Below are 24,340 nucleotides of genomic sequence, written 5' to 3'. Positions count from 1 at the left end.
TTCTCACCAACATCAGAAAGTATAGAGCCAATTTAAAAGCCTGTAGCTCCAGAAATCCAAGGAACTACAGGCTTTTTATCGTTTTTTTCGTTTAGAATAAGGGTGTGCAGTAAAGCTGAACTTCAATTTTATTGCACATCTATTTTGTTGCTATAAATCAATCACACTTTAATCTACGGATATTTACGGTAAATATAGTGTTGATGTTCATTCTTTTTTCTTGTATGAGAATACCGTTTCTCATCCCATAACATAAACCATATAATAAACAGAGGGCTAACAATAAGCAAAGCTGAGCGTAACCCTAATGTACCTAAGAAAATACCAATAATCAATACTACAAATAATAACCCGCCACGACGAACTGCTTTCATTCTTAATCACCTCATAATTTTTATCGAACAAACGTTTGTATAGTTATTATACGAATGTTTGTTCGCTTTGTAAAGAGATAAATACAAAAAAAGGCATTTCTTTTTTTGATTAATCAAAAAGAAATGCCATAAACCTTTTAAACAAAGGAATCTATAAAATTTAAGTATAAAGTAAAATCGAAAAGAACATGAAACCGGCACCTAACATAACGAACAAGTGCCAAACTACGTGCATGAAACGAACACTTTTTAAGCTATAAAATGCAGCACCTAATGTATAAGAGACACCGCCGGCTACCAGCAGCGCAACCCCTGTGAAGCCCAAAGAATCATACAATGGTTTGGCAGCAACAACGCAAAGCCAGCCCATAATAATATAGATTACAGTAGAAATATTTTTTACCGTCTCTTGTTTATGCAAGGTTAAAGATTTATAGACAACACCACTAAGGGCCATGAGCCAAATAAGAACGAACAATAGCCAACCCAGCCAACCATCAATACTCAATAAACAAAATGGCGTATAGCTACCGGCTATCAATAAAAAGATCGAACTATGGTCAAAAACTTGAAATACTTTTTTAGCTTTAGTAAAAATTAAGCTATGAAATAGGGTGGAAGATAAAAATAAAAGTATCAGCGTAGAACCATAAATGGCGTAAGAAACTATATGAACAGGAGAACCCATCCGTGTCCCTTTGACTAACAAGATGATCAATCCTACAATACTCAAGCCAACCCCAATCCCATGAGTGACGGCATTAAGTACTTCATTTAAAATCATATATTTTCTGGAGAATTTTACTTTTTCCAAGAAATCAACTTCCTTCATTTTAATTTGGTGAAAAATAATTCTTTGTCTGTTATAATAAAAACAGACATTCAAGCCTCAAAAGTATTTTACCACGAATTGAGGTTTTTTTTAAAGAAAGAGTGATAAAATTATGACAAATGTTAAAATTGTGACGGATTCTTCTTGTACTATGCTTAAAAGTGTACGCGACGAGTTAGCTATTCACATGATTCCTTTATCAGTGATGATCGATGGTGTAGTATATGCCGATGATGACCATTTAGAAGGTGAACACTTTATGGAACTAATGAGCACCTCAAAAGCATTGCCTAAAACAAGTCAACCGCCGATTGGTGAGTTTGTCGAGTTGTATGATCGTTTAGGTGCTGACGGCAGTGAGGTTGTTTCAATCCATATGACAAAAGGGCTAAGCGGTACAGTAGAAGCGGCTAGACAAGCTGGGAATCTTAGTTCTGCGAATGTAACTGTGATTGATAGTGATTTTACAGATCAAGGCTTATCCTTTCAAGTAATTCAAGCTGCTAAACTTGCTAAAAATGGAGCAAGTGTTCCAGAAATTTTAGCAGAAATCAATCATGTTAAAGAAAATACGAAGCTTTTCATTGGAATCTCTACATTGGATAATTTAGTTAAAGGCGGCCGTATCAGTCGCGCGACAGGGCTTTTATCCAGTATTTTTAATATGAAAGTAGTAATGGATTTTGATCATACCGAACTGATTCCAGTTGCCAAAGGTAGGGGATTAAAAACATTCAATAAATGGTTTGAAGAGCTTAAAACTGAGTTGAGCACTTTGTCAAATGTACGACAAATCGGAATTTCTTATGCAGATGGATTAGAGCTTGCGAACGGTTTTAAAGAAGGATTACAAGCGTTGTTTCCAGACATGGATATTCCTGTATTGCATACAAATCCTGTAATTGCTACGCATACAGGCAAAGGTGCATTTGCAATTATGTACTACACAGACTAAGTTTTGACTATTGGAAGAGACATGTTTGATTCCAAAGCAGTTACTTCTGATCTTACCGTTTATACGGATTTTTCAAGAGTGGGATATGACTCGTAGAGTTATGACCCCACTCTATTTTTATAAATTTCACTGTACAAATCGACCAAAAATAGAGATAATTTAATGTGTAAGACTAAAAAATATAATTATCGTAAATTAGTAAAATCACCATGTTTTTTTTACGATTTACAGCAAAGAAAGGGATAGAATGAAGAATTTTTTCAAAAATAATTGGGCAAGTTTTGCACTTTTTTTTACGACGATCATCAGTATTTTTTTACTTTTGATTCTAATTGCACCAAAAGCAAAACCAATTTTAGGAACCGGAGCGCAACAAATAGCCAAAAGCGAAACAAAAGAAGTTATCCACTACGTTGCAATTGGCGACTCTTTAACAGAAGGAATCGGCGATTTAACAAACTCAGGAGGTTTTGTACCGCTAGTTGCCAAAGATTTACAAGAGCAGTATCAGTTAAACGGTGTTCAAACTGATAATTTTGGGAAAAATGGCGATCGTAGCGACCAAATCCTTAAACGGATCAAAAAAAATGAAGCGATTCAAGATGGTCTAGCCACAGCAGATGTCATCACCTTGACTGTAGGCGGAAATGATTTAATGAAAGTCATAAAAGGCGATATTTTCCGCTTAACAAAAGAGTCATTCAAAAGGCCACTGAAAAATTATCAAAAAGAAGTAGATAAGCTACTGACAGAAATTCGCAAATACAATACCGATGCACCAATTTATGTCTTAGGAATATATAATCCGTTTTATTTGTATTTTCCTGATATCACTGAAATGCAGGAAATTGTTGATAATTGGAATGCTGGGACAGAGGAAATCGTCCAAGCAGAAAAAAATGCCTATTTTATTCCTATTAATGACTTGCTTTATAAAGGTGTTGGGGATGAAGTCGGAATCGTTAGCAGTGAAAATACAATGACCTCAAGTGGAGAGGTCGATATCAAAAATAATGCACTGTACGAAGAAGACCATTTCCATCCTAATAATCTAGGGTATCAAATCATGGCAAGTACTGTTCGTGATAAAATGGTAAAAACACAAGATAAATGGCTCAAAAAGGGAAGTGAGTGATACAAATGTCAAATGAACCAGAAGATAAGAAAGTTGCACCAAAAACATCTAAACGAAGAAAAAACATGCCGCAAGTCAAAAAGACGATCAATCGCTGGAAAGTAGCTTTTATAATTTTGATTGGTATTATCATTGGGAGTCTTGCTTTTATTTTTGTAAGAGTTACCCAAGTTCGGGAGCCTAATTATAAGCCTGTTCCTGAATTAGTAGAAAAAGACGGCACACCCGTTATTGCGATTCAATCAAATAAAAAACAAGTAAATGCGTTGATCGATTTTTATCTGAAAGATTTCCAAAAAGGCTCTGATATTACCTATAAATTTTATTTAGAGAATGAAGCAATGTTGAATGGTACATTTGAAGTGTTGGGACACCCAATCCAGTTTTACCTTTATTTTGATCCTTACGTGATGGATAATGGTAACGTTCAATTAAAAGCAAAAAGTTTATCTATCGGAACACTGGGATTACCAATGAAAGAAATTTTGAAATTTGTGCAAAGAGATTATAAATTGCCAAATTGGGTAGAAGTAAACCCAGAAGATAGTACAGTGTTATTACGTTTGGATCAATTCAGAATGCAAAATGGCTTGTTTATCCGTGCAGAAAAAATAAACTTAGTGGATGATGATATTCGCATGAATATTTACTTGCCAAAAGATAGTGCTGATACAACTAAAGAGGAGAAGGAGGGAACCAATTGAGTGAAAAAGCCATTTTTGCCGGAGGCTGTTTTTGGTGTATGATCCAGCCTTTTGATACCCAACCTGGCATCCATTCTGTAACGTCTGGATATACGGGAGGGCACGTTGAAAACCCAACATATGAACAAGTGTTGAGCCATACCACGGGCCATACTGAAGCAGTTGAGATTGAATTTGATCCGACCATCATGCCTTATGAAAAATTAGTAGAAATTTACTGGCAACAAACCGATCCAACAGATGTTTTAGGTCAGTTTGAAGATCGTGGAGATAACTATCGTCCGGTCATTTTTTATACAAGCGAACACCAAAAAGGAATCGCTGAAAAAAGCCGACAAGCTTTACAAGAAAGTGGTCGTTTTAGTGAACCAATCGTCACAACAATCGAGCCTGCAGTCACTTTTTATCCCGCTGAAGATTATCATCAGGATTTTTATCAAAAAGAGCCTGAACGTTATGAAAATGCCCATATGAATCGAGCAAATTTTATAGAAGAGAATTGGTGAATTATATGAGAAGAAGCTTCTATCATTATTTAATGACATTGAGAGCACCGAAAAAAACTGAAGAAAGTCAATTTGCAAACGATGCTGCAAAAGATATTCAGTTTCCAAAACAATCTGAGGATTATCATGAATTATCAAGTTATTTAGAGATGGATGCCGATTACTTGACTAATATGCATATTTTTGATGAGCTATGGGAAAAATACGTAGAAAACAATAAATAAAAAAGGTAGGAAAGGCAAAGAAAGCTTTTCCTTCCTTTTTTTTCATGGTAAACTGGAAAACATGCAATGATAATTTTACGGAAAGAGATGACTATATGAAAAATAAACAACAAGTGCCTTTTCATCAATACATTATTTCGCTTGCCTGTGTTGCTTTTTTGGCTGGCGGTGGCGGTTATATCTATTTCGATTCTCAATATAAAAAACAACTTGCCAACAGTCCAGCTCAAAGTGGCGAGCTAAAAAAAGTGGATGATCTATATAACGAAATCGTCAATAATTATGTAGGGAAAGTTGATGAAAAAAAGTTGGTTGATGGTGCTTTAAAAGGCATGACAGAGGCTTTAGATGATCCGTATTCTAGCTATTTAAATGAACCAGAAGCAGATGAATTAGACCAAAGTCTTGCCGGTAGTTTTGAAGGGATTGGTGCGACCATGACCATGACAGACGAGTTGCCTACCGTTGCTCAAGCTCCTATCGAAGGCTCACCCGCAGCTAAAGCAGGGATGAAGACAAATGATACGATTTTAAAAGTCGATGATGAAAACACACAAGGCAAGACACTTTCTCAAGTCGTCAGTAAAATTCGTGGAAAAAAAGGCACGGAAGTCCGTTTAACAATTAAGCGTGGCGAGGAAACCTTTGAATTGAAATTAAAGAGAGACACGATTCCAATCGAAACAGTCAAAGGCGAATTAGATAAAAAGGACGATTCAGTTGGCTCAATCAAAATCATTTCATTTGGGGAAAATACGTATAAAGAGCTTCAAGAAAGCATCAAGACGTTAAGAAAAGCCGGAGCCACATCTTTTGTGATTGATTTACGTCAAAATCCAGGTGGACTGCTTGATCAAGTAGAAAAAATGGCCAGCATGTTCCTCAAAGACGGTAAAACGATTCTTAAATTTGAAGATAAGGCTGGTAACACCAGTGAAGAAGTTGCTTCTAGCCAATTAGATGGTGGCTTTAAAGTGACAGAACCGACTGTTGTTTTAGTTGATGAAGGCAGCGCTAGCGCATCTGAGATTTTTGCAGCAGCCTTAAAAGAATCCGGCAACAAAGAGATCATCGGAACAAAAACTTTTGGGAAGGGAACCGTTCAAACGGTTAAAAATCTGAATGATAAGAGCGAAATCAAGTTAACTGTCTTAAAATGGTTGACACCAAAAGGGGAGTGGATCCATGAAAAAGGATTAGAACCCACGATTAAGGCTGATTATCCTGATTATGCTTACCTTTCACCAATCTCTAGAGATAAAACACTCAAATTAGGTGATTCTTCTCCAGTTGTCAAAAATATCAATGCCCTATTAAAAGCACTTGGCCACGATGTCAATGCGGAAGCTAGTGATTTTTCTGAGCAAACGAAAACCGCTGTCAGTGCTATACAGGCTGATAATAATCTTCCAGTTACCGGAGAAGTGGATAATGAAACAGCAGCTCAAATTGAAACTGAGGTAGGGAAGAAAATCAAAGAAAATGATCAAGCATATGATACTGGCATCAAAGAACTTCAAAAAAAAGTAAGAAAGAATAAAGGAGAATAGGTGGGGAAAACTGGCTGTATGTGAAAAAAAGCCCTTTTTCGCACCTATTCCATCTTTTATTTAATTATGCCACAATTTTTACTTTAAATTAGTCGCTTTTTCTAGTGTTTTTCCTTTATAATAGAACCAGCAAGCAAAAGGGAGAGAGTAATAGTGGAAAAACGAAAATCGTATATTGGCTCCTTTATTTTTTTCATGAAACTGCTCATTCCTTCTTTACTGTTGTTATTTATACTAAGAGGTTTTATTCTAATCCCTGTTCCTGTAGACGGAAATTCCATGGAAAAAACGTTGAGTCAAGGGGACATGATTGCCATGGAAAAATTTACGTCGATTAAGCGCTTTGACGTAGTCGTATTCAAGTTGCCAAACGGAGCAATTTATATTAAACGCGTGATTGGACTACCTGGAGATGCTGTTCGCTACGAGGATGATCAACTATATATTAATGAGAAACCTGTTGAAGAACCATTCTTAGAAAAAAATATCAAAAAAGATCATGAGACGGCTCCTTACACAACTAATTTTAATTTAAGTGATCTTATCACAACAGATGTATTACCCAAAGATAGTTATTTTGTATTAGGAGATAACCGGAGAATGTCAAAAGACAGTCGTTCTTTTGGTGCAGTCGAGAGTAAGTATATTTTAGGAAAAGCTCAGTTTGTGTATTACCCCATAACACATATGAAATTCATACCAAGATAGGTGATAAAATGACAATACAATGGTTTCCAGGACACATGGCAAAAGCCAGAAGAGAAGTATCTGAAAAAATAAAATATGTGGATATTGTTTTTGAATTGATTGATGCTAGACTTCCGCTCTCATCAAGAAATCCGATGATGGATCAAATCGTCCAACAAAAGCCACGATTGATTTTATTGAATAAAGGGGATTTAGCTGATAAGGAGCAGAATCAAAAGTGGCAGCATTATTTTCAAGAAAAAGGCTATCATACTTTGATCATCAATGCGCAACAAAACAAAGGCATCAATAAGATTGTACCAGAAGCAAAAAAAGCGTTGAAAGAAAAACTGGATCGAGAACGATCAAAAGGAGTAAAACCGCGAGCAATTCGTGCCATGTGTATCGGTATTCCTAACGTTGGCAAATCAACTCTGATGAATCGCTTAGTTGGAAAGAAAATCGCACAGACAGGAAATAAACCGGGTGTGACAAAAGGGCAGCAGTGGCTGCGTTCCGGTACAGATTTAGAGCTACTTGATACACCAGGGATCTTGTGGCCTAGGTTTGAAGACCAAGAAATCGGAAAAAAACTGGCACTGACAGGTGCTATCAAAGATCAATTACTACATTTAGATGATCTTGCGATATATGGATTATCATTTTTTTCACGATTTTACCCTCAGCGTTTGGTTGAACGCTATAATTTAACAGAAGCAGATACGTTGTTACCCGCTGCCGAACTTTTGATGTTGATCAGTCAAAAACGCGGCTATCGTGATGATTATGATCGAGCAAGTGAAATGATCATTCAGGAAATCCGCAGCAGCAAATTAGGACCATATACTTTAGATCGTTGGGAAGAATTAGGAGCACTAAAAGATGAAAACTGAATCAATTCAGCAAATTAAAGCAGCCTTAGCTACGATTGAGACAAGAGATGACGAACGAATCGACCAATGGAAAAAGGATGAACGTAGCGGTGTTCAACAGGCTTTGGCTCAGTGGGATCGACGAATCCAACGCCATGAAAAGGAATTGGCGCTATTTGCAGAAATGCAAGAGTTTGAAAACAAAGCTCACGCTCAAGGTCATCGTTTAATTGTTGGGATCGATGAAGTAGGCCGTGGACCTTTAGCAGGTCCTGTTGTTGCCGCAGCAGTAATCCTTCCAGAAGGATTCAACTTGCTTGGAGTAAATGATTCTAAAAAGTTATCTGCGAAAAAAAGAGATGAACTTTATAATGAGATTCAAAATCAAGCCATTTCAATTGGAATCGGCATGGTGGACCATAATAAGATTGATGAAATTAACATCTACCAGGCTTCAAAACTAGCGATGGGGATAGCCCTTGAAGATTTGTGTTTTATTCCAGATTATTTATTAATTGATGCAATGAAGTTAGATGTTAACATTCCACAAGAAAGTATTATTAAAGGGGATGCTCGTTCTATATCGATCGCTTCTGCAAGTATTGTAGCTAAAGTTGTTCGTGATCGCTTGATGGAAGACTATGCTAAGATGTATCCAGGATATGGCTTTGAACATAATGCAGGCTACGGAACAAAAGAACATTTACTAGGAATCCAACAGCAAGGAATCTGTGCGATTCACAGAAAAACCTTTGCTCCAATTAAAAACCTGTGTTAAAAAAATGAAAAGCGCCTTTTTTTGCGGATACTTACTATAACAAGTATTTGTGAAAGAAGGTTTTTTTATGGAAGACACACAACGAAATTTATTATTTAAACTAGCAGTTTGTAATGGTATTGGCAATTTAGGAATACTAAAAGTATTAGACTTCTCAATGAAATATAATAACTGTACCAATTTTTCAAAGGAAGAAATCATCCAAATCGCTGGTATCACAACGTATCAGAAATTATTTTCAGAGTCATGGGATCATTGGACAAAAGAATCTGATAAGTTAACTAAGTACCAATTAGAACACACATTTATCACTATTTTAGACCCGTTTTATCCTTATTACTTAAAACAAATCTATAACTGTCCGGTTCTATTATTTTATAAAGGAAACATAGAACTTTTAAAAAATAATTGTCTGTCTTTTATTGGAGCAAGAGCAGCTTCAGTTTATGGAATAAATGTTGTCCGCGAGTTGATTCCTGATATGATCAGAAATGATTTTACAATCGTCAGTGGATTGGCCAAAGGAATTGATAGTGTTAGTCATCAAGTCTCAATGCAACATGGTGGAAATACGATTGGTATTATCGGAACAGGTTTAGATATTTGCTACCCAAAAGAAACTGCCCATATTCAACGAAAAATGATGACAGACCAGTTAGTCATCAGTGAATATCCGAACGGTACAGGTCCTAGAAAATATCATTTCCCCATGCGCAACCGAATTATCGCTGGTATAAGTTTAGGAACTTGCGTGATCGAAGCACGAAAAAAAAGCGGTTCTTTGATTACAGCACAAGCGGCTTTAGAGTATGGTCGTGAAGTTTTTGCTGTACCAGGTAATCTATTTGAAGCCCAATCTGACGGCTGTCATGGCTTGATTCAAGAGGGGGCAAAATGCACTACTTGCTCTCAAGACATCCTAGAAGAAATTCACCTTTTTTCAATTTAACTGCATCAATCCTTGACAAACCTTTAACGAATAGATATGATGAAGTACGATTTGTGAGTTCTCTACATTTTGATATATATAATAGAAGAAACACAAAAACCGAAAGGAGCCACACGTTGAATGGCGTATAAATATCTAGTTATTGTAGAATCACCAGCTAAAGCCAAAACGATTGAAAAATATTTAGGAAAAAACTATAAGGTTGTGGCCAGTGTTGGGCATATTCGAGATTTACCAAAAAGCAAAATGGGTGTTGATACTGAAAATAATTATGAACCGCACTATATCTCGATCCGAGGTAAAGGCGATGTCATCAAAAGTTTAAAAGCTGCTGCTAAAAAAGCTGAAAAAGTTTATCTCGCAGCCGATCCAGACCGAGAAGGAGAGGCCATTGCTTGGCATTTGTCTTTCCTTCTTGGCTTAGATTTGAAAGATAAAAACCGTGTCGTATTTAACGAAATTACTAAAGAAGCTGTAAAATCTGCTTTTAAAGAGCCACGTACGATAGATTTAGATTTGGTTGATGCTCAGCAAGCGCGTCGTATTTTAGACCGTTTAGTTGGTTATTCACTGAGCCCAATTCTTTGGCGTAAAGTCAAAAAAGGCTTGAGTGCCGGCCGAGTTCAATCTGTTGCACTTAAAATCATCATCGATCGTGAGAATGATATTCGCAAATTTATTCCTGAAGAATATTGGAGTATTGATGGTAATTTTCAAAAAGCTAAGAAGAAGTTTAAAGCAAATTTCTGGGGCCTAGATGGCAAAAAGAAAAAATTACCAAATGCTGAAGCAGTAAAAGAAGTGACTACTCGAATCAAAGGTAAAGAGTATGATGTAACAAAAGTTGAGAAAAAAGAACGTAAGCGTAATCCGGCGTTGCCTTTTACAACTAGTAGTTTACAACAAGAAGCAGCCAGAAAATTAAATTTCAGAACACGAAAAACCATGATGGTCGCACAACAGTTGTATGAAGGAATTGCCTTAGGAAAACAAGGCACTGTAGGATTGATTACTTATATGCGTACCGATTCTACGCGGATAGCTGATTCAGCAAAGGGAGAAGCCGCAGAATATATTGAAAAAACATATGGCAGTGAATTCTCTGCTCACGGTGGACGTAAAGCCAAAAATGCTCAAGGTGCTCAAGATGCCCACGAAGCAATTCGTCCGTCAAGCGTATTACGAGCTCCAAATGAAATAAAACAATATTTAGATAAAGATCAATTAAAGCTTTATACATTGATTTGGTCACGTTTTGTTGCTAGCCAAATGACCCCAGCTGTATTGGACACGATGAAAGTCACTTTAGAGCAAAATAGCGTTATTTTTATCGCAAATGGTGCTAAAGTGAAATTCAAAGGATTTATGCAAGTCTATGTTGAAGGCCGTGATGATGGGAAAGAAGATAAAGAAAATATTCTACCTGATTTAATCGAAGGGGACAAAGTTAATGCTCTTGATATCGAGCCTAAACAGCATTTCACACAGCCACCAGCAAGATTCAGTGAAGCAACCTTGATTCGTGCATTAGAAGAAAACGGTGTAGGACGTCCATCGACCTATGCGCCAACCTTGGAAACAATCCAAAGACGTTACTATGTTAAACTAACAAATAAACGTTTTGAACCGACTGAATTAGGTGAAATCGTTAATTCATTAATCGTTGAATTCTTCCCGCAAATCGTCGATGTTCACTTTACGGCCTCAATGGAAGGCGATTTAGATAAAATTGGTGTAGGTAAAGAAAAATGGGTCGAAGTTGTTGATCGTTTCTATCGTCCATTTGAAAAAGAATTGACCAATGCAGAAGAAAAAATCGAAAAAATCCAAATTAAAGATGAACCAGCTGGATTTGATTGTGACCTTTGTGGCCATCCAATGGTAATCAAATTAGGTCGCTACGGTAAATTTTTCGCTTGTAGCAATTTCCCAGAATGTCGAAATACTAAAGCAATCGTCAAAGAAATCGGTGTGACTTGTCCTGTTTGTAATGAAGGTCAAGTGATCGAGCGTAAATCTAAAAAGAATCGATTATTCTATGGCTGTAGTCGATATCCAGATTGTGAGTTTACTTCTTGGGACAAACCAATCGGACGACCATGTCCAAAATGTGGACAGTATCTCGTCGAGAAAAAAGTCAAAGGCGGCAAGCAAGTCGTATGTATTAATGGCGATTACGAGGAAAACGTTCAAAAATAAATACTGAAAAAAAGAAGCTTAAAAACCAGCATAATTTTGTTGGTTTTTTAAAGAAAAGAGGAAATATATGACTACTGCTGTAACAGTTATCGGCGCAGGTCTAGCTGGCAGTGAAGCCGCTTGGCAAGTTGCGCAAGCCGGAGTACCTGTAACACTCTATGAAATGCGTCCTGTAAAAAATACTCCCGCTCATCAGACAGAAAATTTTGCTGAGTTAGTGTGCTCAAACTCACTTAGAGGCAACAATTTAACCAATGCTGTCGGGGTATTAAAAGAAGAGATGCGTCGCTTAGATTCCATCATTATCACTAGTGCGGATAAAACTGCAGTACCTGCTGGTGGAGCTTTAGCAGTGGATCGTGATACTTTTTCACAAGAGATCACTGATAGAATCAAAAACCATCCGTTAATTACAGTAAAAAATGAAGAAATCACGGCAATACCAGAAGGCATCGTCATTATCGCAACAGGTCCATTAACATCAGAAGCTTTGGCTGATCAAATCAAAGAGTTTAACGGCTCAGACGGTTTTTACTTCTATGATGCTGCGGCACCAATCGTGGATAAAGCGACTATCGATATGGATAAAGTTTATTTGAAATCGCGATACAATAAAGGTGAAGCGGCGTACTTAAATTGTCCTATGACAGAGGAAGAGTTTAAAGCATTTTATGAAGCGTTGATTTCTGCAGAAGTTGCACCGTTAAAGTCGTTTGAAAAGGAGAAATTCTTTGAAGGCTGTATGCCGATTGAGGTAATGGCCAAACGCGGAATCAAGACGATGCTATTTGGTCCTTTGAAACCTGTGGGCTTAGAAGATCCGAAGACCGGCAAACGTCCGTATGCGGTGATTCAATTGCGTCAAGATAATGCCGCAGCTTCATTATACAATCTTGTTGGCTTCCAAACGCATTTAAAATGGGGCGAGCAAAAACGCGTTTTCCAAATGATTCCAGGTTTAGAAAATGCTGAGTTTGTCCGTTATGGTGTTATGCACCGGAATAGTTTTATGAATTCACCAGAACTATTAAAACCAACCTATCAAGCTCAAAAAAGAGAGGATCTATTCTTCGCCGGACAGATGACGGGTGTTGAGGGGTATGTAGAAAGTGCGGCTAGTGGCTTGTTGGCCGGTATGAATGCTGCCCGTTTAGCCAAAGGTGAAGAACCAGTTGTCTTTCCAAGAGAAACTACATTAGGAAGCATGGCTTATTATATCACTCACGCAGAAGGCAAACATTTTCAACCAATGAATGCTAATTTCGGTCTATTCCCTGAATTGCCTGAAAGAATTCGCGATAAAAAGGAACGCTATGAAGCGATTGCTGATAGAGCGTTAACAACATTAGCAAAAGTGACAGAAGAAATGAACCTTGTAGAACAAACAAAATAAAATAACAAGAAGACCAAAACAGAGGCGCCAACTTCAAAAACTTAGAATTTTTGGAGTTAGCATATGTTTCGGTCTTTTTATTTGTCTACGACAAGCGAACACTAAATTAAATTATGCTTATAATTTATGAGTAATTAAAGTCAAATATGAATAAATTGTTACCAAATTTGAAAATATTGATTAAATTCTGACAATTCGTTTGTTTTTTCAAAATGGTTATGCTAAAGTTACTTTGTAATTTAATGGAGGAAGGTATATGCAAGAGAAAAACTGGTCAGAGCTGTTTTTAAATTATTTGATTGTTGAACGCGGTTATTCTGAAAAAACCAAGATTGCTTATGAAGAAGATATGCTCAATTTTTTTGATTTTTTGAAGAGTTCTGGAGAAGCTGATTATTTAAGTGTTGATCATTTGGATATTCGTACCTATCTCAGTGTTCTTTATGACAAAGAATATAGTCGAAATTCTATCAGCAGAAAAATTGCCAGCTTACGCTCATTTTATCAGTTCTTACTTAAAAATGAAGTCATCAAAGAAAATCCTTTTTCATATGTACACATGAAGAAAAAGCAATTACGACTTCCTCGCTTCTTCTATGAAAAAGAGATGGATGCTTTATTTGAGAGTGCTAGGGGGGCAAAACCTTTAGACTTAAGGAACCAAGCATTATTAGAAATTCTTTATGGTACTGGCATCCGAGTGAGTGAATGTACTAACCTAACCTTGCAGGCAATTGATTTTTCTGCAAACGTCTTATTGATTCACGGAAAAGGTAACAAGGATCGATATGTGTCTTTTGGTTCTTTTGCCGAAGATGCCTTAAAGGAGTATTTGGAAAACGGGCGCGCTATTTTGATGGAAAAATATCATCAAGAACATGCGTTTGTCTTTGTTAACCATCATGGTGAACAAATCACGCCAACAGGAATTGAATATGTTTTGAATCAGCTGATCAAAAAAAGTACTTTAAATAGCGATATTCATCCTCATATGTTGCGTCATACGTTTGCAACGCATTTGTTGAATAATGGAGCTGATATGCGGACTGTCCAAGAATTATTGGGGCACTCTGATTTATCAACGACACAAATTTATGCTCATGTAACAAAAGAAAGCTTACAACAAAATTATCGAACATTTCATCCGCGTGCATAACGGGTGGTATTTTGACTAGCTTCGCAGGCTAATCGCCCGAAAAAAAGATAAAATATGATTGTGGTAAAAAGCGCCACCTCATATTTCCCTATTTTTCTGTCGAGGCTGAACGAGCCTGCTACGCTTTTAAATTAGGAGGAACTATAATGGTTGAATCACAATTTCATTCAACAACGATTTGTGCTGTTGAAAAAGACGGAAAATTTGCAATGGCCGGTGATGGTCAAGTAACAATGGGCGAATCAGTTGTCATGAAAGGAACTGCAAAAAAAGTTCGTAGAATCTATAACGATGAAGTAGTTGTCGGTTTTGCTGGAAGTGTTGCAGATGCTTTTACATTAGAAGAAAAATTTGAAGGTAAACTAAATGAATATAATGGTAATTTAACTAGAGCAGCAGTGGAATTAGCACAAGAATGGCGTACGCAACAATCAATGCAAAAATTAGAAGCCATGTTGATCGTGATGAATGAGAAAGAGATGCTGCTGGTTTCTGGTACAGGTGAGGTCATTACCCCAGATGATGGTATCTTAGCAATCGGATCTGGTGGTAACTTTGCACTATCTGCAGCTCGTGCTATGAAACACTACGGCGATAAAGAAATGTCTGCCAAAGAAATCGCTAAAAACGCACTGAATATCGCAGCAGATATTTGCGTGTTTACAAATCACAATATCATTGTAGAAGAAATATAATGGGGGACAACGACCATGAACGAATTAAATAAAACACCAAGAGAAATCGTAACAGAACTAGATGAATATATCATTGGACAAGAAACAGCTAAAAAATCCGTTGCAGTTGCTTTAAGAAATAGATACCGCCGTTTACAACTTGAAGAGAAAATGCAGCAAGATGTAACACCTAAAAATATGTTGATGATCGGACCTACAGGTGTCGGAAAAACAGAAATTGCTAGACGCTTGGCGAAAATTGTCAATGCACCTTTTATCAAAGTAGAAGCGACTAAATTTACAGAAGTTGGCTACGTTGGGCGAGATGTCGAATCAATGGTTCGTGATCTAGTTGAAAATGCGATTCAAATCGTTGAAAAACAACAATATAGCAGAGTGTACTCTCAGGCCCTAAAAAAAGCGAATAATCGTTTAGTCAAAGTTCTAGTACCTGGAATCAAAAAAGAGCAAAAGCAAACATCAAATAATCAGTTTGAACAAATGATGCAAATGTTCAATAGTGCGCAACAACCCCAAGAATCTCAAGAAGAAGTAACCGAAGAGATCAAAGTGAATCGCAAAACGATTTTGGAACAACTAGAAAAAGGATTACTGAACAATCGTGAAGTAACTATCGAGATCGAGGAACCTAAAAAAACGATGCCTGCAATGAATAACGGGATGGAACAAATGGGGATCGACCTAAACGAAACCTTAGGAGCTTTATCACCTAAGAAAAAAGTGGAACGCACTGTCACTGTGAAAGAAGCACAAGAATTATTAGTAAAAGAGGAATCTGCTAAAATCGTCAAAGAAGCCGATATTCATAGTGAAGCGATTCGTTTAGCTGAAAGTAGCGGCATCATTTTTATTGATGAATTTGATAAAATCACTTCAAAAAGCCAACAAAACTCAGGTGAAGTATCCCGAGAAGGCGTGCAACGCGATATTTTACCCATTGTTGAAGGTTCACAAGTCAACACAAAATACGGTGCGATCCAGACAGACCACATTTTATTTATTGCTTCTGGCGCATTTCATTTGTCTAAGCCAAGTGATTTAATCCCTGAATTACAAGGTCGTTTCCCAATTCGAGTTGAATTAGATGACCTTAGTGCTGAGGACTTCGTCCGAATCTTAACAGAGCCGAATAACGCTTTGATTAAACAATATATTGCCTTAATTGGTACTGAAAATGTCACAGTGATCTTTACAAAGGAAGCTATTGAGCGAATCGCTAATATTGCTTTTAACGTAAATCGTGACACCGATAATATCGGAGCTCGCCGTCTGCATACGATTCTGGAGCGCTTATTGGAAGACCTATTATTCGAAGCGCCAGATATGCAAATGGGTGAGATTACAATAACAGAAGCTTATGTAAATGAAAAATTGAACAGTATTGTTCAAAATGAAGATCTAAGCCGTTACATTCTGTAGGATTGTCTGGATTTATGGCTGAACGAGCTCTTTCAGCTTTTAAATTTAGCTAGCTATATGGGCTAGTCTCTCGGAAAAAAGATAAATTATGACTGAGGCAAAAAACACCTCAGTCATAATTTCCTATTTTTCAGTCGAGAAATGGCCAAGCCCAGTTCGCTTTTAAAATTAGGAGGAGTAAAAATGACTACTTTATTAGAGAAAACCCGTCAGATCAACAAGCTTTTACAACAGAAAAACACTTTTGATCAAAAAGCCGATTTGCCTTATGACAAGATGGCGGTAATTTTAGGTGATGTGCTGGAAAGTAATGCCTACATTATAAGTAACGAAGGCGTTTTGTTAGGGTACAACGAAAAACTAGATGTGAATAATGCACGAGTGAAGCATATGTTTGAAGAAAAACGGTTTCCGCAAAGCTATACAGATGCTGCTGACAACTTAATCAAAACAGAAGCGAACATTTCAATCACAAGTGACTTAACCGCATTTCCGGTTGAACTTCGTGAAAAATATCCTTTTGGGCTAACAACGATTGTACCCATGTTTGGTGCGGGTGAACGTTTAGGAACAATTATTTTAGCTAGAGTAGAACAATCATTTGATGATGAAGATCTAGTCTTAGCTGAATATAGTGCAACAGTTGTTGGGATGCAGATCCTTTACCAACAATCAAGAAACATCGAAGCCAATGTCCGTAGCGCAACTGCTGTACAAATGGCAATCAATACGTTATCTTACAGTGAATTAAAAGCTGTCCAAGCGATTTTCAAAGCTTTAGATGGTGAAGAGGGTAGACTGACAGCGTCTAGTATTGCTGATGAAATCGGAATCACACGTTCAGTGATTGTCAACGCCTTACGAAAATTGGAGTCTGCAGGAATCATCGAATCAAGATCTCTAGGAATGAAAGGGACTTATCTGAAAGTATTAAACAAACAGTTTATCAAAGAACTGGAAAAAGATAACAAATAGGAGGCAATGGACATGACTGTACAAATTGAAAATGAATTTTTAATCGCAACCATTGCAGAAGATGGGGCAGAATTAATCAGTTTAAAGTCAAAGAAAAATAATATCGAGTATATTTGGCAGGGTGATCCAACTTTTTGGGGGCGTCATGCTCCGGTCTTATTTCCAGTAGTTGGGCGTTTAAAAGACGATCGATATACTTATGACAATAAAACATATCCTATGAGTCAGCACGGATTTGCTAGAGATAGCCTTTTTGAAGTTATCGAGCATGGAGCTGAACTTGTTTCATTATCGCTAAGAAGTAGTAAAAAAACGAAGGAAGTCTATCCTTTTGATTTTGAATTGATTCTTTCTTATACACTAGAAGCCGATAACTTAGTGGTTAATTACCAAGTTGAAAATACAGGAAATGCCGATATGTATTTTTCAATAGGTGGTCACCCTGCGTTCAATGTTCCTTTAGAACAAGGCTTAACATTTGATGATTACTATTTAAGTTTTTCTCCTAAGAAATCTCGCACTCAAATTCCTTTAGTAGGACCTTTTGCAGATTTTGAACATAAAACATTGGGACAAACGAATACTAGTCTTGATATTCGCAGAGAACTATTCAAAGATGATGCGATTATTTTTGAAACCAAGGGCGCTAACACTTTTACGATCGAATCAGATGAAGGCCCGCATAGCATTAGTTTAAGTTACACAGATATGCCTTATGTGGGAATTTGGTCTCCTTATCCACAAGAAGCGCCATTCGTTTGTATTGAACCATGGTGCGGTATAGCTGACGAAATAAATGCAACTGGAAAACTTGTTGACAAAAAAGGAATCAACAAATTACCTGCATCAGATGTCTTTAAGACACAATACACACTTACTGCTAAATGAAAAACTAGGACATGAAGTATCCTAAACTTCATGTCCTAGTTTTTAGTTTTCTTTTTTTACGCCTAATCCAAAAGGGACACGACTTTCAGTGCCGTCTTTGATTCGCTTTATGTTATCCTTGTGACGGATGAAAATAAAAATCGTTAAAGCTAGTGCAATTAATGTCAATAACCAGTCAAACCGAGGCAATATGGCCGGAATCGCAAATGGGAGAATCACTGTTGAAAGAGTAATCAATACAGCGCTGATCATACTAGTTAAACTCACCATGCTGGTAATATATAACATAATAATAAAAATTAAAGCAGAATAGACAAAAAATGCTGGATTGTAAGCCAAAAGCATCCCTGCGCTTGTTGCAACAGCTTTTCCTCCTTTAAAATTTGCAAAAACTGGAAACGTATGACCCAGAACTGCCGCAACCCCAAACACTAAAGGATTAACGTTTAAAGAAAACAGCAGTGGTAAACTAGTGGCTAATGTTCCTTTTAAAATATCCATTAGCAAAACCGCTATGCCAGCTTTTTTACCTAACACTCTAAAGGTATTTGTCGTTCCTGTATTGCCACTGCCAAATTGACGAAGGTCCTTTTTAAAAAAGAGTTTTCCCACCCAAACACCAGAAGGAATAGAACCGAGTAGATAAGCTATAATCAATAGCACGAAAAATTTCATTGAGCAACCTCTTTCTGTTCAAACTAGCATTTATTTTATCATGAATAGAAACAGCTAACAATAATTAAATATTCGTTGTATAATGAAATTGAGAGAAATGAGAAAGGATGACTAAAATGTCTGTCGAAAACCCATCACAAGAACAAATAATCCAATACCTACAAGAAGCTAAGCGGATTGCAATTGTTGGATTAAGTGCAAAAGAGGAACGAACAAGTTATAAAATAGCAAAATTACTGCAAGAATATGGCTATGAGATCATTCCGGTAAACCCAATACTTGCAGGACAAGAAATTCTTGGTGCAAAAGTTTACGAAAAATTGCAAGATGTTCCTGGGCAAATCGATATCGTTGACATCTTTCGCCGCAGCGAATTTTTACCAGACGTTGCGAAAGAGTTCATTGAGACAGATGCAAAAGTCTTTTGGGCCCAATTAGGTCTGGAAAGTGAAGAAGCTGCTGAAATGTTGAAAAAAGCAGGAAGAAGTGCTATTATAATGAATCGCTGCATTAAAATTGAATTAGCTGAAATGCCGAAATAGATGTAAATAATCTTAAGAAAGAGTGGCCGTTTAGGAAAGCTCTTTTTTTTTGAGAGCTTTTAGAGTATTATTGTAATGATGTGGCCTTTGGCCCTATAATTCAAGAATAAGGAGTTTTTTCTTTGGCGAAAAAAGTAAACAATGAATACAATGACGCCTCCATCCAAGTTTTAGAAGGATTGGAAGCTGTACGAAAAAGACCAGGAATGTATATCGGCTCCACAGACAGCCGTGGATTACATCATTTAGTTTATGAAATCGTTGATAACGCAGTGGATGAAGCATTGTCCGGTTACGGAAATGAAATCAGCGTGACGATCCAAAAAGACAATAGTATCAAAATCACTGACTCTGGACGCGGCATGCCTGTCGGGATGCACGCATCTGGCATTCCAACTGTAGAAGTAATCTTTACAGTTCTGCATGCTGGTGGGAAATTTGGGCAAGGTGGTTACAAAACTTCCGGCGGATTACATGGTGTCGGTGCCAGTGTAGTGAATGCTCTATCTAGTTGGTTAGAAGTGCGCATTGTTCGTGACGGTGTTGAATACATGGAACGATTTGAAAACGGTGGAAAACCTGTTGGAACTTTAAAAAAAGTTGGAAAAACGAATAAAAAGAATGGAACTTCCGTGATTTTTCTTCCTGATGACACCATTTTTTCTACCATCCATTTTTCATACGATACATTAGCAGAGCGTTTAAGAGAATCTGCATTTCTATTAAAGGGTGTAAAAATCTCTCTAACAGATCTTAGAGGAGAAGAACCAAAAGAAGAAATCTTCCATTATGATGAAGGAATCAAAGAATTTGTGGCCTATCTTAACGAAGAAAAAGACACATTAACACCTGTCGTCTACTTTTCAGGTGAAAAAGATGGGATCGAAGTGGAGCTTTCTTATCAATATAATGATGGCTATTCAGAAAATGTTCTTTCATTTGTAAATAACGTACGGACAAAAGATGGTGGGACTCATGAAGTAGGGATGAAATCATCCATGACGAAAGCCTATAATGAATACGCAAGAAAAGTCGGTTTGCTAAAAGAAAAAGATAAAAATCTTGAAGGCAGTGACTTCCGCGAAGGATTGGCAGCAGTATTGTCGATCCGTGTTCCAGAAAACTTATTGCAATTTGAAGGGCAAACCAAAGAAAAACTCGGTACACCAACAGCACGTAATGCAGTTGATAACGTGGTCGGGGAGCAAATGGGCTTTTATCTACAAGAAAACAGTGAAATGAGCCAACAATTGATTCGTAAAGCAATCAAAGCTCGTGAAGCCCGTGAAGCAGCACGTAAAGCTCGTGAAGAAAGCCGAAATGGCAAAAAACGGAAAAAAGGGGAATCTCTTTTATCGGGTAAACTAACACCAGCACAATCACGTAATCCTAAGAGAAATGAATTGTATTTAGTCGAAGGAGACTCTGCCGGTGGCTCAGCAAAACAGGGGCGTGACAGAAAGTTCCAAGCGATTTTACCGTTGCGAGGGAAAGTGTTAAATACTGAAAAAGCGAAGATGCAGGATATTTTGAAAAATGAAGAAATCAATACAATGATCTACACGATCGGAGCAGGTGTTGGTCCAGAATTTTCAATAGAAGACTGTAATTACGATAAAGTTATCATCATGACCGATGCGGATACCGATGGTGCGCACATCCAAGTTTTACTGTTAACATTCTTTTATCGTTATATGAAACCGCTGATCGAAGCAGGTAAAATCTATATTGCATTACCGCCACTTTATAAAGTATCAAAAGGAATCGGCAAAAAAGCAGTAACAGAATATGCTTGGACAGATGAAGAATTATCTAACGTGACGGAACAAGTTGGCAAAGGCTATATGCTTCAGCGGTACAAAGGTTTAGGGGAAATGAACGCAGATCAGCTGTGGGAGACTACAATGGACCCTGAGACACGTACGTTGATTCGAGTTAGAATAGATGATGCTGCCCAAGCAGAACGCCGTGTAACGACGCTTATGGGTGATAAAGTGGAGCCAAGAAGAAAATGGATCGAACGCCACGTACAATTCACATTAGAAGAAGATGGCAGCATTTTAGATAGAAAAGATGGCGAAACGGAGATTTCTCCATCAATATCAAATGAAGTACTAGATGAAGAAAAAAAAGAAGAGACTGAACGTAAAAATGCAGAGACAGAAGCAGCAGATGAAATCAGTTTATTCGATTTAGAGTAGGGAGTGACGAATTTGGAAAAACGCCAAGATATTCAAGAATTAACTCTTGAAGAAGTAATGGGCGATCGTTTTGGAAGATATTCCAAATATATCATTCAAGAACGGGCCCTACCTGATATTCGTGATGGGCTAAAACCCGTACAACGTAGAATTTTGTTTTCTATGAACAAAGATGGCAATACCTTCGAGAAAAGTTTTAGAAAATCCGCAAAATCTGTCGGAAATATTATGGGGAATTACCATCCTCATGGTGATAGTAGTATTTACGAAGCAATGGTTCGGTTAAGCCAAGATTGGAAACTTCGCGAAGTTCTGATCGAAATGCACGGAAACAACGGGAGTATGGATGGGGATCCACCAGCGGCAATGCGATATACTGAGGCTCGGTTGTCTGAACTTAGTGGTGAACTGTTAAGAGATATCGAAAAAGAAACAGTCGATTTTGTTTGGAACTTTGATGATACCGAAAAAGAACCGACTGTTTTACCCGCAAAATACCCTAATTTATTAGTGAACGGTTCAACCGGGATTTCAGCAGGTTATGCAACAGAGATTCCTACGCACAATTTAGCTGAGATCATTGATGGTACAATTTATTTGATCGATCATCCAAATGCGACATTAGATAAATTGATGGAATTCATTCCAGGTCCTGATTTCCCAACTGGTGGAATTCTACAAGGAAAAGAAGAAATCAAAAAAGCCTACGAAACAGGACGCGGAAAAGTGATTCTTCGCTCTAAAACTAGAATTGAACCTTTAAAAGGTGGCAAACAGCAAATCATTGTTACCGAGATCCCTTATGAAGTCAACAAAGCAACACTAGTTAAGAAGATGGACGAAGTACGCTTAAATAAAAAAATCGACGGCATTGCCGAAGTTCGTGATGAAAGTGACCGAACGGGCTTGCAAATTGCGATCGAGCTAAAAAAAGATACAAATGCTGAAGGGATTTTAAACTACCTTTTCAAAAATACTGAATTACAAATCAACTATAACTTCAACATGGTCGCAATCGATAACATGACACCGCAACAAGTCGGTCTAAAACGCATTTTAGATAGTTATATTGCCCATCGTAAACAAGTCATCACCAATCGTAGTCAATTTGAACTGAATAAGGCTAAAAAGCGTCAACACATCGTTGCTGGTTTGATCAAAGCTTTATCGATCCTAGATAAAGTGATCGAAACCATCCGTGGCAGTAAAGATAAAAAAGATGCTAAGATGAATTTAGTCAAAGCCTATGCCTTTACTGAAGAACAAGCAGAAGCTATCGTTACTTTGCAATTATATCGTTTAACAAACACAGATATCACTCAGCTTGAAAAAGAAGCGGAAGAGTTAAATCAGCTTGTTACTGAATTGACGAAAATATTGAGTGATGAAAAAGAATTGTTTAACGTAATGAAAAAAGAATTACGCGAAGTCAAAAAACAATACGGCAATCCGCGTTTAACACAAATCGAAGACGAAATCCAAGAAATCAAGATCGATACAACTGTCTTGATTGCTCAAGAAGATGTAGTTGTGACGGTTACACATGAAGGTTATATCAAACGCAGTAGTGTACGCTCATACAGTGCATCAAAACCAGAAGAGGTAGGAATGAAAGATGGTGACTTCTTACTCTATACAGGTGAAGTCAATACGCTTGATCATATTTTACTAATTACAAACAAAGCAAATGTGATCTATCGACCCGTTCATGAACTGCCAGATTTACGCTGGAAAGAAATAGGTGAACATATTTCACAAGCTATTTTGAATCTTTCAGTCGACGAGTCGATCATTGCTGTTTATACCTATAAAGAGCTTTCCCCAACGAAAACTTTTGTTTTCATGACAAAAGAAGGGATGATCAAACAAAGTAAAATGACTGACTTCGAACCTTGGCGAACGTATAAGACTCGTCCGACAAACTGTATGAAGCTAAAATCTGAAACAGATGAAATCGTAAATGTCTATTTAACGAATGAACAAAAGATTTTAGATGTCTTTCTAGTTAGTCATCGAGGATTTGGTTTACGCTATCCGTTAGAAGAAGTCCCGGTTGTAGGAGCTAAAGCTGCTGGTGTTAAAGCCATGAACTTGAAAGAAGAAGACTATGTCGTTAACGGCTTGCTAGTTCATGAAGGTGGCGATACACCGGTTGTCTTATTAACACAACGAGGAAGCATTAAACGAATGCTTGCACAAGAATTACCGCAACTCGGCCGTGCTAAGCGAGGATTGATGGTTCTTAGAGAATTGAAAAAAAATCCTCACCGTGTAACATTTATGTCTGAAAGCAGTCCGTTAGAGCTGTTAGTAACCACGCAAAATGGTAAACAGTATACAATTGATTCTCAAAAGCATCCAATCAACGATCGAACTTCTAATGGTTCCTTTATGCTTGATGAGAAACAAGATGGAGAAATTTTAGAAGTACATGAAATGCACACAGCAGAGTTAGAGCCAAAAACGGAAACAGAATGACAAGAATAATTTCCTCTGTTCTATAGAATTAGCAAAAACAGTAATCTGTACTAGTACAGATTACTGTTTTTTTATAACAGATTTCTTACTTATTAAAGAAGATAGAAATAAGTTAGTTAAAATAATCACAAATTAAAAACGTTGATACTAAAG

At 37.3% G+C, this 24,340-nt stretch carries 23 protein-coding genes; 20 read left to right on the top strand and 3 right to left on the bottom strand.

Annotation, left to right across the window (positions count from 1 at the left end; translation table 11 throughout):
• Positions 1-173: 173 nt before the first annotated feature.
• Positions 174-374 carry a hypothetical protein gene (locus RV15_RS16975; protein WP_025868924.1) on the bottom strand — a complete coding sequence of 67 codons (201 nt, stop codon included), beginning with the start codon at positions 372-374 and terminating at the stop codon, positions 174-176.
• A 160-nt stretch (positions 375-534) separates the two neighbouring features.
• Positions 535-1,188, bottom strand: coding sequence for a PAQR family membrane homeostasis protein TrhA (trhA, locus tag RV15_RS16970; protein WP_071879186.1), 654 nt, complete (start codon positions 1,186-1,188; stop codon positions 535-537).
• Between the two features lie 130 nt (positions 1,189-1,318).
• Between trhA and RV15_RS16965 the strand changes: the two genes are divergently transcribed.
• The 17 genes from RV15_RS16965 (at position 1,319) to RV15_RS16885 (ending at position 18,291) form a co-directional block, all read left to right on the top strand.
• Entirely contained in the window at positions 1,319-2,161 is an 843-nt protein-coding gene (locus tag RV15_RS16965) for a DegV family protein (RefSeq protein WP_071879185.1), read from the top strand.
• Positions 2,162-2,408: 247 nt separating this feature from the next.
• Entirely contained in the window at positions 2,409-3,296 is an 888-nt protein-coding gene (locus RV15_RS16960) for an SGNH/GDSL hydrolase family protein (RefSeq protein ID WP_071879184.1), read from the top strand.
• 5 nt (positions 3,297-3,301) lie between these two features.
• Positions 3,302-4,000 carry a YpmS family protein gene (locus RV15_RS16955; protein WP_083429230.1) on the top strand — a complete coding sequence of 233 codons (699 nt, stop codon included), beginning with the start codon at positions 3,302-3,304 and terminating at the stop codon, positions 3,998-4,000.
• Entirely contained in the window at positions 3,997-4,506 is a 510-nt protein-coding gene (gene msrA / locus RV15_RS16950) for a peptide-methionine (S)-S-oxide reductase MsrA (RefSeq protein ID WP_071879183.1), read from the top strand. The genes RV15_RS16955 and msrA overlap by 4 nt, the downstream gene beginning before the upstream one ends.
• A gap of 5 nt (positions 4,507-4,511) precedes the next feature.
• Positions 4,512-4,730, top strand: a complete 219-nt coding sequence (locus RV15_RS16945; protein WP_035010730.1) for a YozE family protein — start codon at positions 4,512-4,514, stop codon at positions 4,728-4,730.
• A gap of 95 nt (positions 4,731-4,825) precedes the next feature.
• Positions 4,826-6,280, top strand: a complete 1,455-nt coding sequence (locus RV15_RS16940; RefSeq protein ID WP_071879182.1) for a S41 family peptidase — start codon at positions 4,826-4,828, stop codon at positions 6,278-6,280.
• Positions 6,281-6,433: 153 nt separating this feature from the next.
• On the top strand, positions 6,434-6,988 hold the full coding sequence (lepB, locus tag RV15_RS16935) for a signal peptidase I (RefSeq protein WP_071879181.1): 555 nt from the start codon (positions 6,434-6,436) through the stop codon (positions 6,986-6,988).
• A gap of 8 nt (positions 6,989-6,996) precedes the next feature.
• Complete coding sequence (gene ylqF, locus RV15_RS16930) at positions 6,997-7,860, top strand: ribosome biogenesis GTPase YlqF (protein ID WP_071879180.1); 864 nt, start codon at positions 6,997-6,999, stop codon at positions 7,858-7,860.
• Positions 7,850-8,617, top strand: a complete 768-nt coding sequence (locus RV15_RS16925; protein ID WP_071879179.1) for a ribonuclease HII — start codon at positions 7,850-7,852, stop codon at positions 8,615-8,617. The genes ylqF and RV15_RS16925 overlap by 11 nt, the downstream gene beginning before the upstream one ends.
• A 67-nt stretch (positions 8,618-8,684) precedes the next feature.
• Positions 8,685-9,566: a DNA-processing protein DprA gene (dprA, locus tag RV15_RS16920; protein ID WP_071879178.1), complete on the top strand. Its 882-nt coding sequence runs from the start codon at positions 8,685-8,687 to the stop codon at positions 9,564-9,566.
• A 120-nt stretch (positions 9,567-9,686) separates the two neighbouring features.
• Positions 9,687-11,765: a type I DNA topoisomerase gene (gene topA, locus RV15_RS16915; protein ID WP_071879177.1), complete on the top strand. Its 2,079-nt coding sequence runs from the start codon at positions 9,687-9,689 to the stop codon at positions 11,763-11,765.
• A gap of 67 nt (positions 11,766-11,832) precedes the next feature.
• On the top strand, positions 11,833-13,158 hold the full coding sequence (gene trmFO, locus RV15_RS16910) for an FADH(2)-oxidizing methylenetetrahydrofolate--tRNA-(uracil(54)-C(5))-methyltransferase TrmFO (RefSeq protein WP_071879176.1): 1,326 nt from the start codon (positions 11,833-11,835) through the stop codon (positions 13,156-13,158).
• A 256-nt stretch (positions 13,159-13,414) separates the two neighbouring features.
• Positions 13,415-14,314, top strand: a complete 900-nt coding sequence (gene xerC / locus RV15_RS16905) for a tyrosine recombinase XerC (protein ID WP_071879175.1) — start codon at positions 13,415-13,417, stop codon at positions 14,312-14,314.
• 146 nt (positions 14,315-14,460) lie between these two features.
• The gene (gene hslV / locus RV15_RS16900) at positions 14,461-15,009 is read left to right on the top strand and encodes an HslVU peptidase proteolytic subunit (RefSeq protein ID WP_071879174.1); all 549 of its coding nucleotides are present in this window, start codon (positions 14,461-14,463) and stop codon (positions 15,007-15,009) included.
• 15 nt (positions 15,010-15,024) lie between these two features.
• A complete protein-coding gene (gene hslU, locus RV15_RS16895) occupies positions 15,025-16,428 on the top strand; it encodes an ATP-dependent protease ATPase subunit HslU (RefSeq protein WP_071879173.1) in 1,404 nt (467 codons plus the stop codon).
• Positions 16,429-16,611: 183 nt separating this feature from the next.
• Entirely contained in the window at positions 16,612-17,403 is a 792-nt protein-coding gene (codY, locus tag RV15_RS16890) for a GTP-sensing pleiotropic transcriptional regulator CodY (protein ID WP_071879172.1), read from the top strand.
• Positions 17,404-17,415: 12 nt separating this feature from the next.
• Positions 17,416-18,291, top strand: a complete 876-nt coding sequence (locus tag RV15_RS16885) for an aldose 1-epimerase family protein (protein ID WP_071879171.1) — start codon at positions 17,416-17,418, stop codon at positions 18,289-18,291.
• A gap of 42 nt (positions 18,292-18,333) precedes the next feature.
• On the opposite strand, the gene plsY is transcribed toward RV15_RS16885, so the two are convergent.
• Positions 18,334-18,966 carry a glycerol-3-phosphate 1-O-acyltransferase PlsY gene (plsY, locus tag RV15_RS16880; protein ID WP_071879170.1) on the bottom strand — a complete coding sequence of 211 codons (633 nt, stop codon included), beginning with the start codon at positions 18,964-18,966 and terminating at the stop codon, positions 18,334-18,336.
• 116 nt (positions 18,967-19,082) lie between these two features.
• Here plsY and RV15_RS16875 point away from each other — a divergent pair, with 116 nt between their 5' ends.
• The 3 genes from RV15_RS16875 to parC all read left to right on the top strand — a co-directional run bounded on the left by RV15_RS16875 (position 19,083) and on the right by parC (position 24,187).
• Positions 19,083-19,508, top strand: a complete 426-nt coding sequence (locus RV15_RS16875) for a CoA-binding protein (RefSeq protein ID WP_071879169.1) — start codon at positions 19,083-19,085, stop codon at positions 19,506-19,508.
• Between the two features lie 122 nt (positions 19,509-19,630).
• Entirely contained in the window at positions 19,631-21,709 is a 2,079-nt protein-coding gene (parE, locus tag RV15_RS16870; RefSeq protein ID WP_071879168.1) for a DNA topoisomerase IV subunit B, read from the top strand.
• 12 nt (positions 21,710-21,721) lie between these two features.
• Complete coding sequence (gene parC / locus RV15_RS16865) at positions 21,722-24,187, top strand: DNA topoisomerase IV subunit A (RefSeq protein ID WP_071879167.1); 2,466 nt, start codon at positions 21,722-21,724, stop codon at positions 24,185-24,187.
• Positions 24,188-24,340: the final 153 nt, after the last annotated feature.

The sequence above is a fragment of the Enterococcus silesiacus genome (assembly GCF_001886225.1).
Taxonomy (GTDB): Bacteria; Bacillota; Bacilli; order Lactobacillales; family Enterococcaceae; genus Enterococcus_L; species Enterococcus_L silesiacus.
This window is presented reverse-complemented; position numbering and strand designations above follow the sequence as displayed.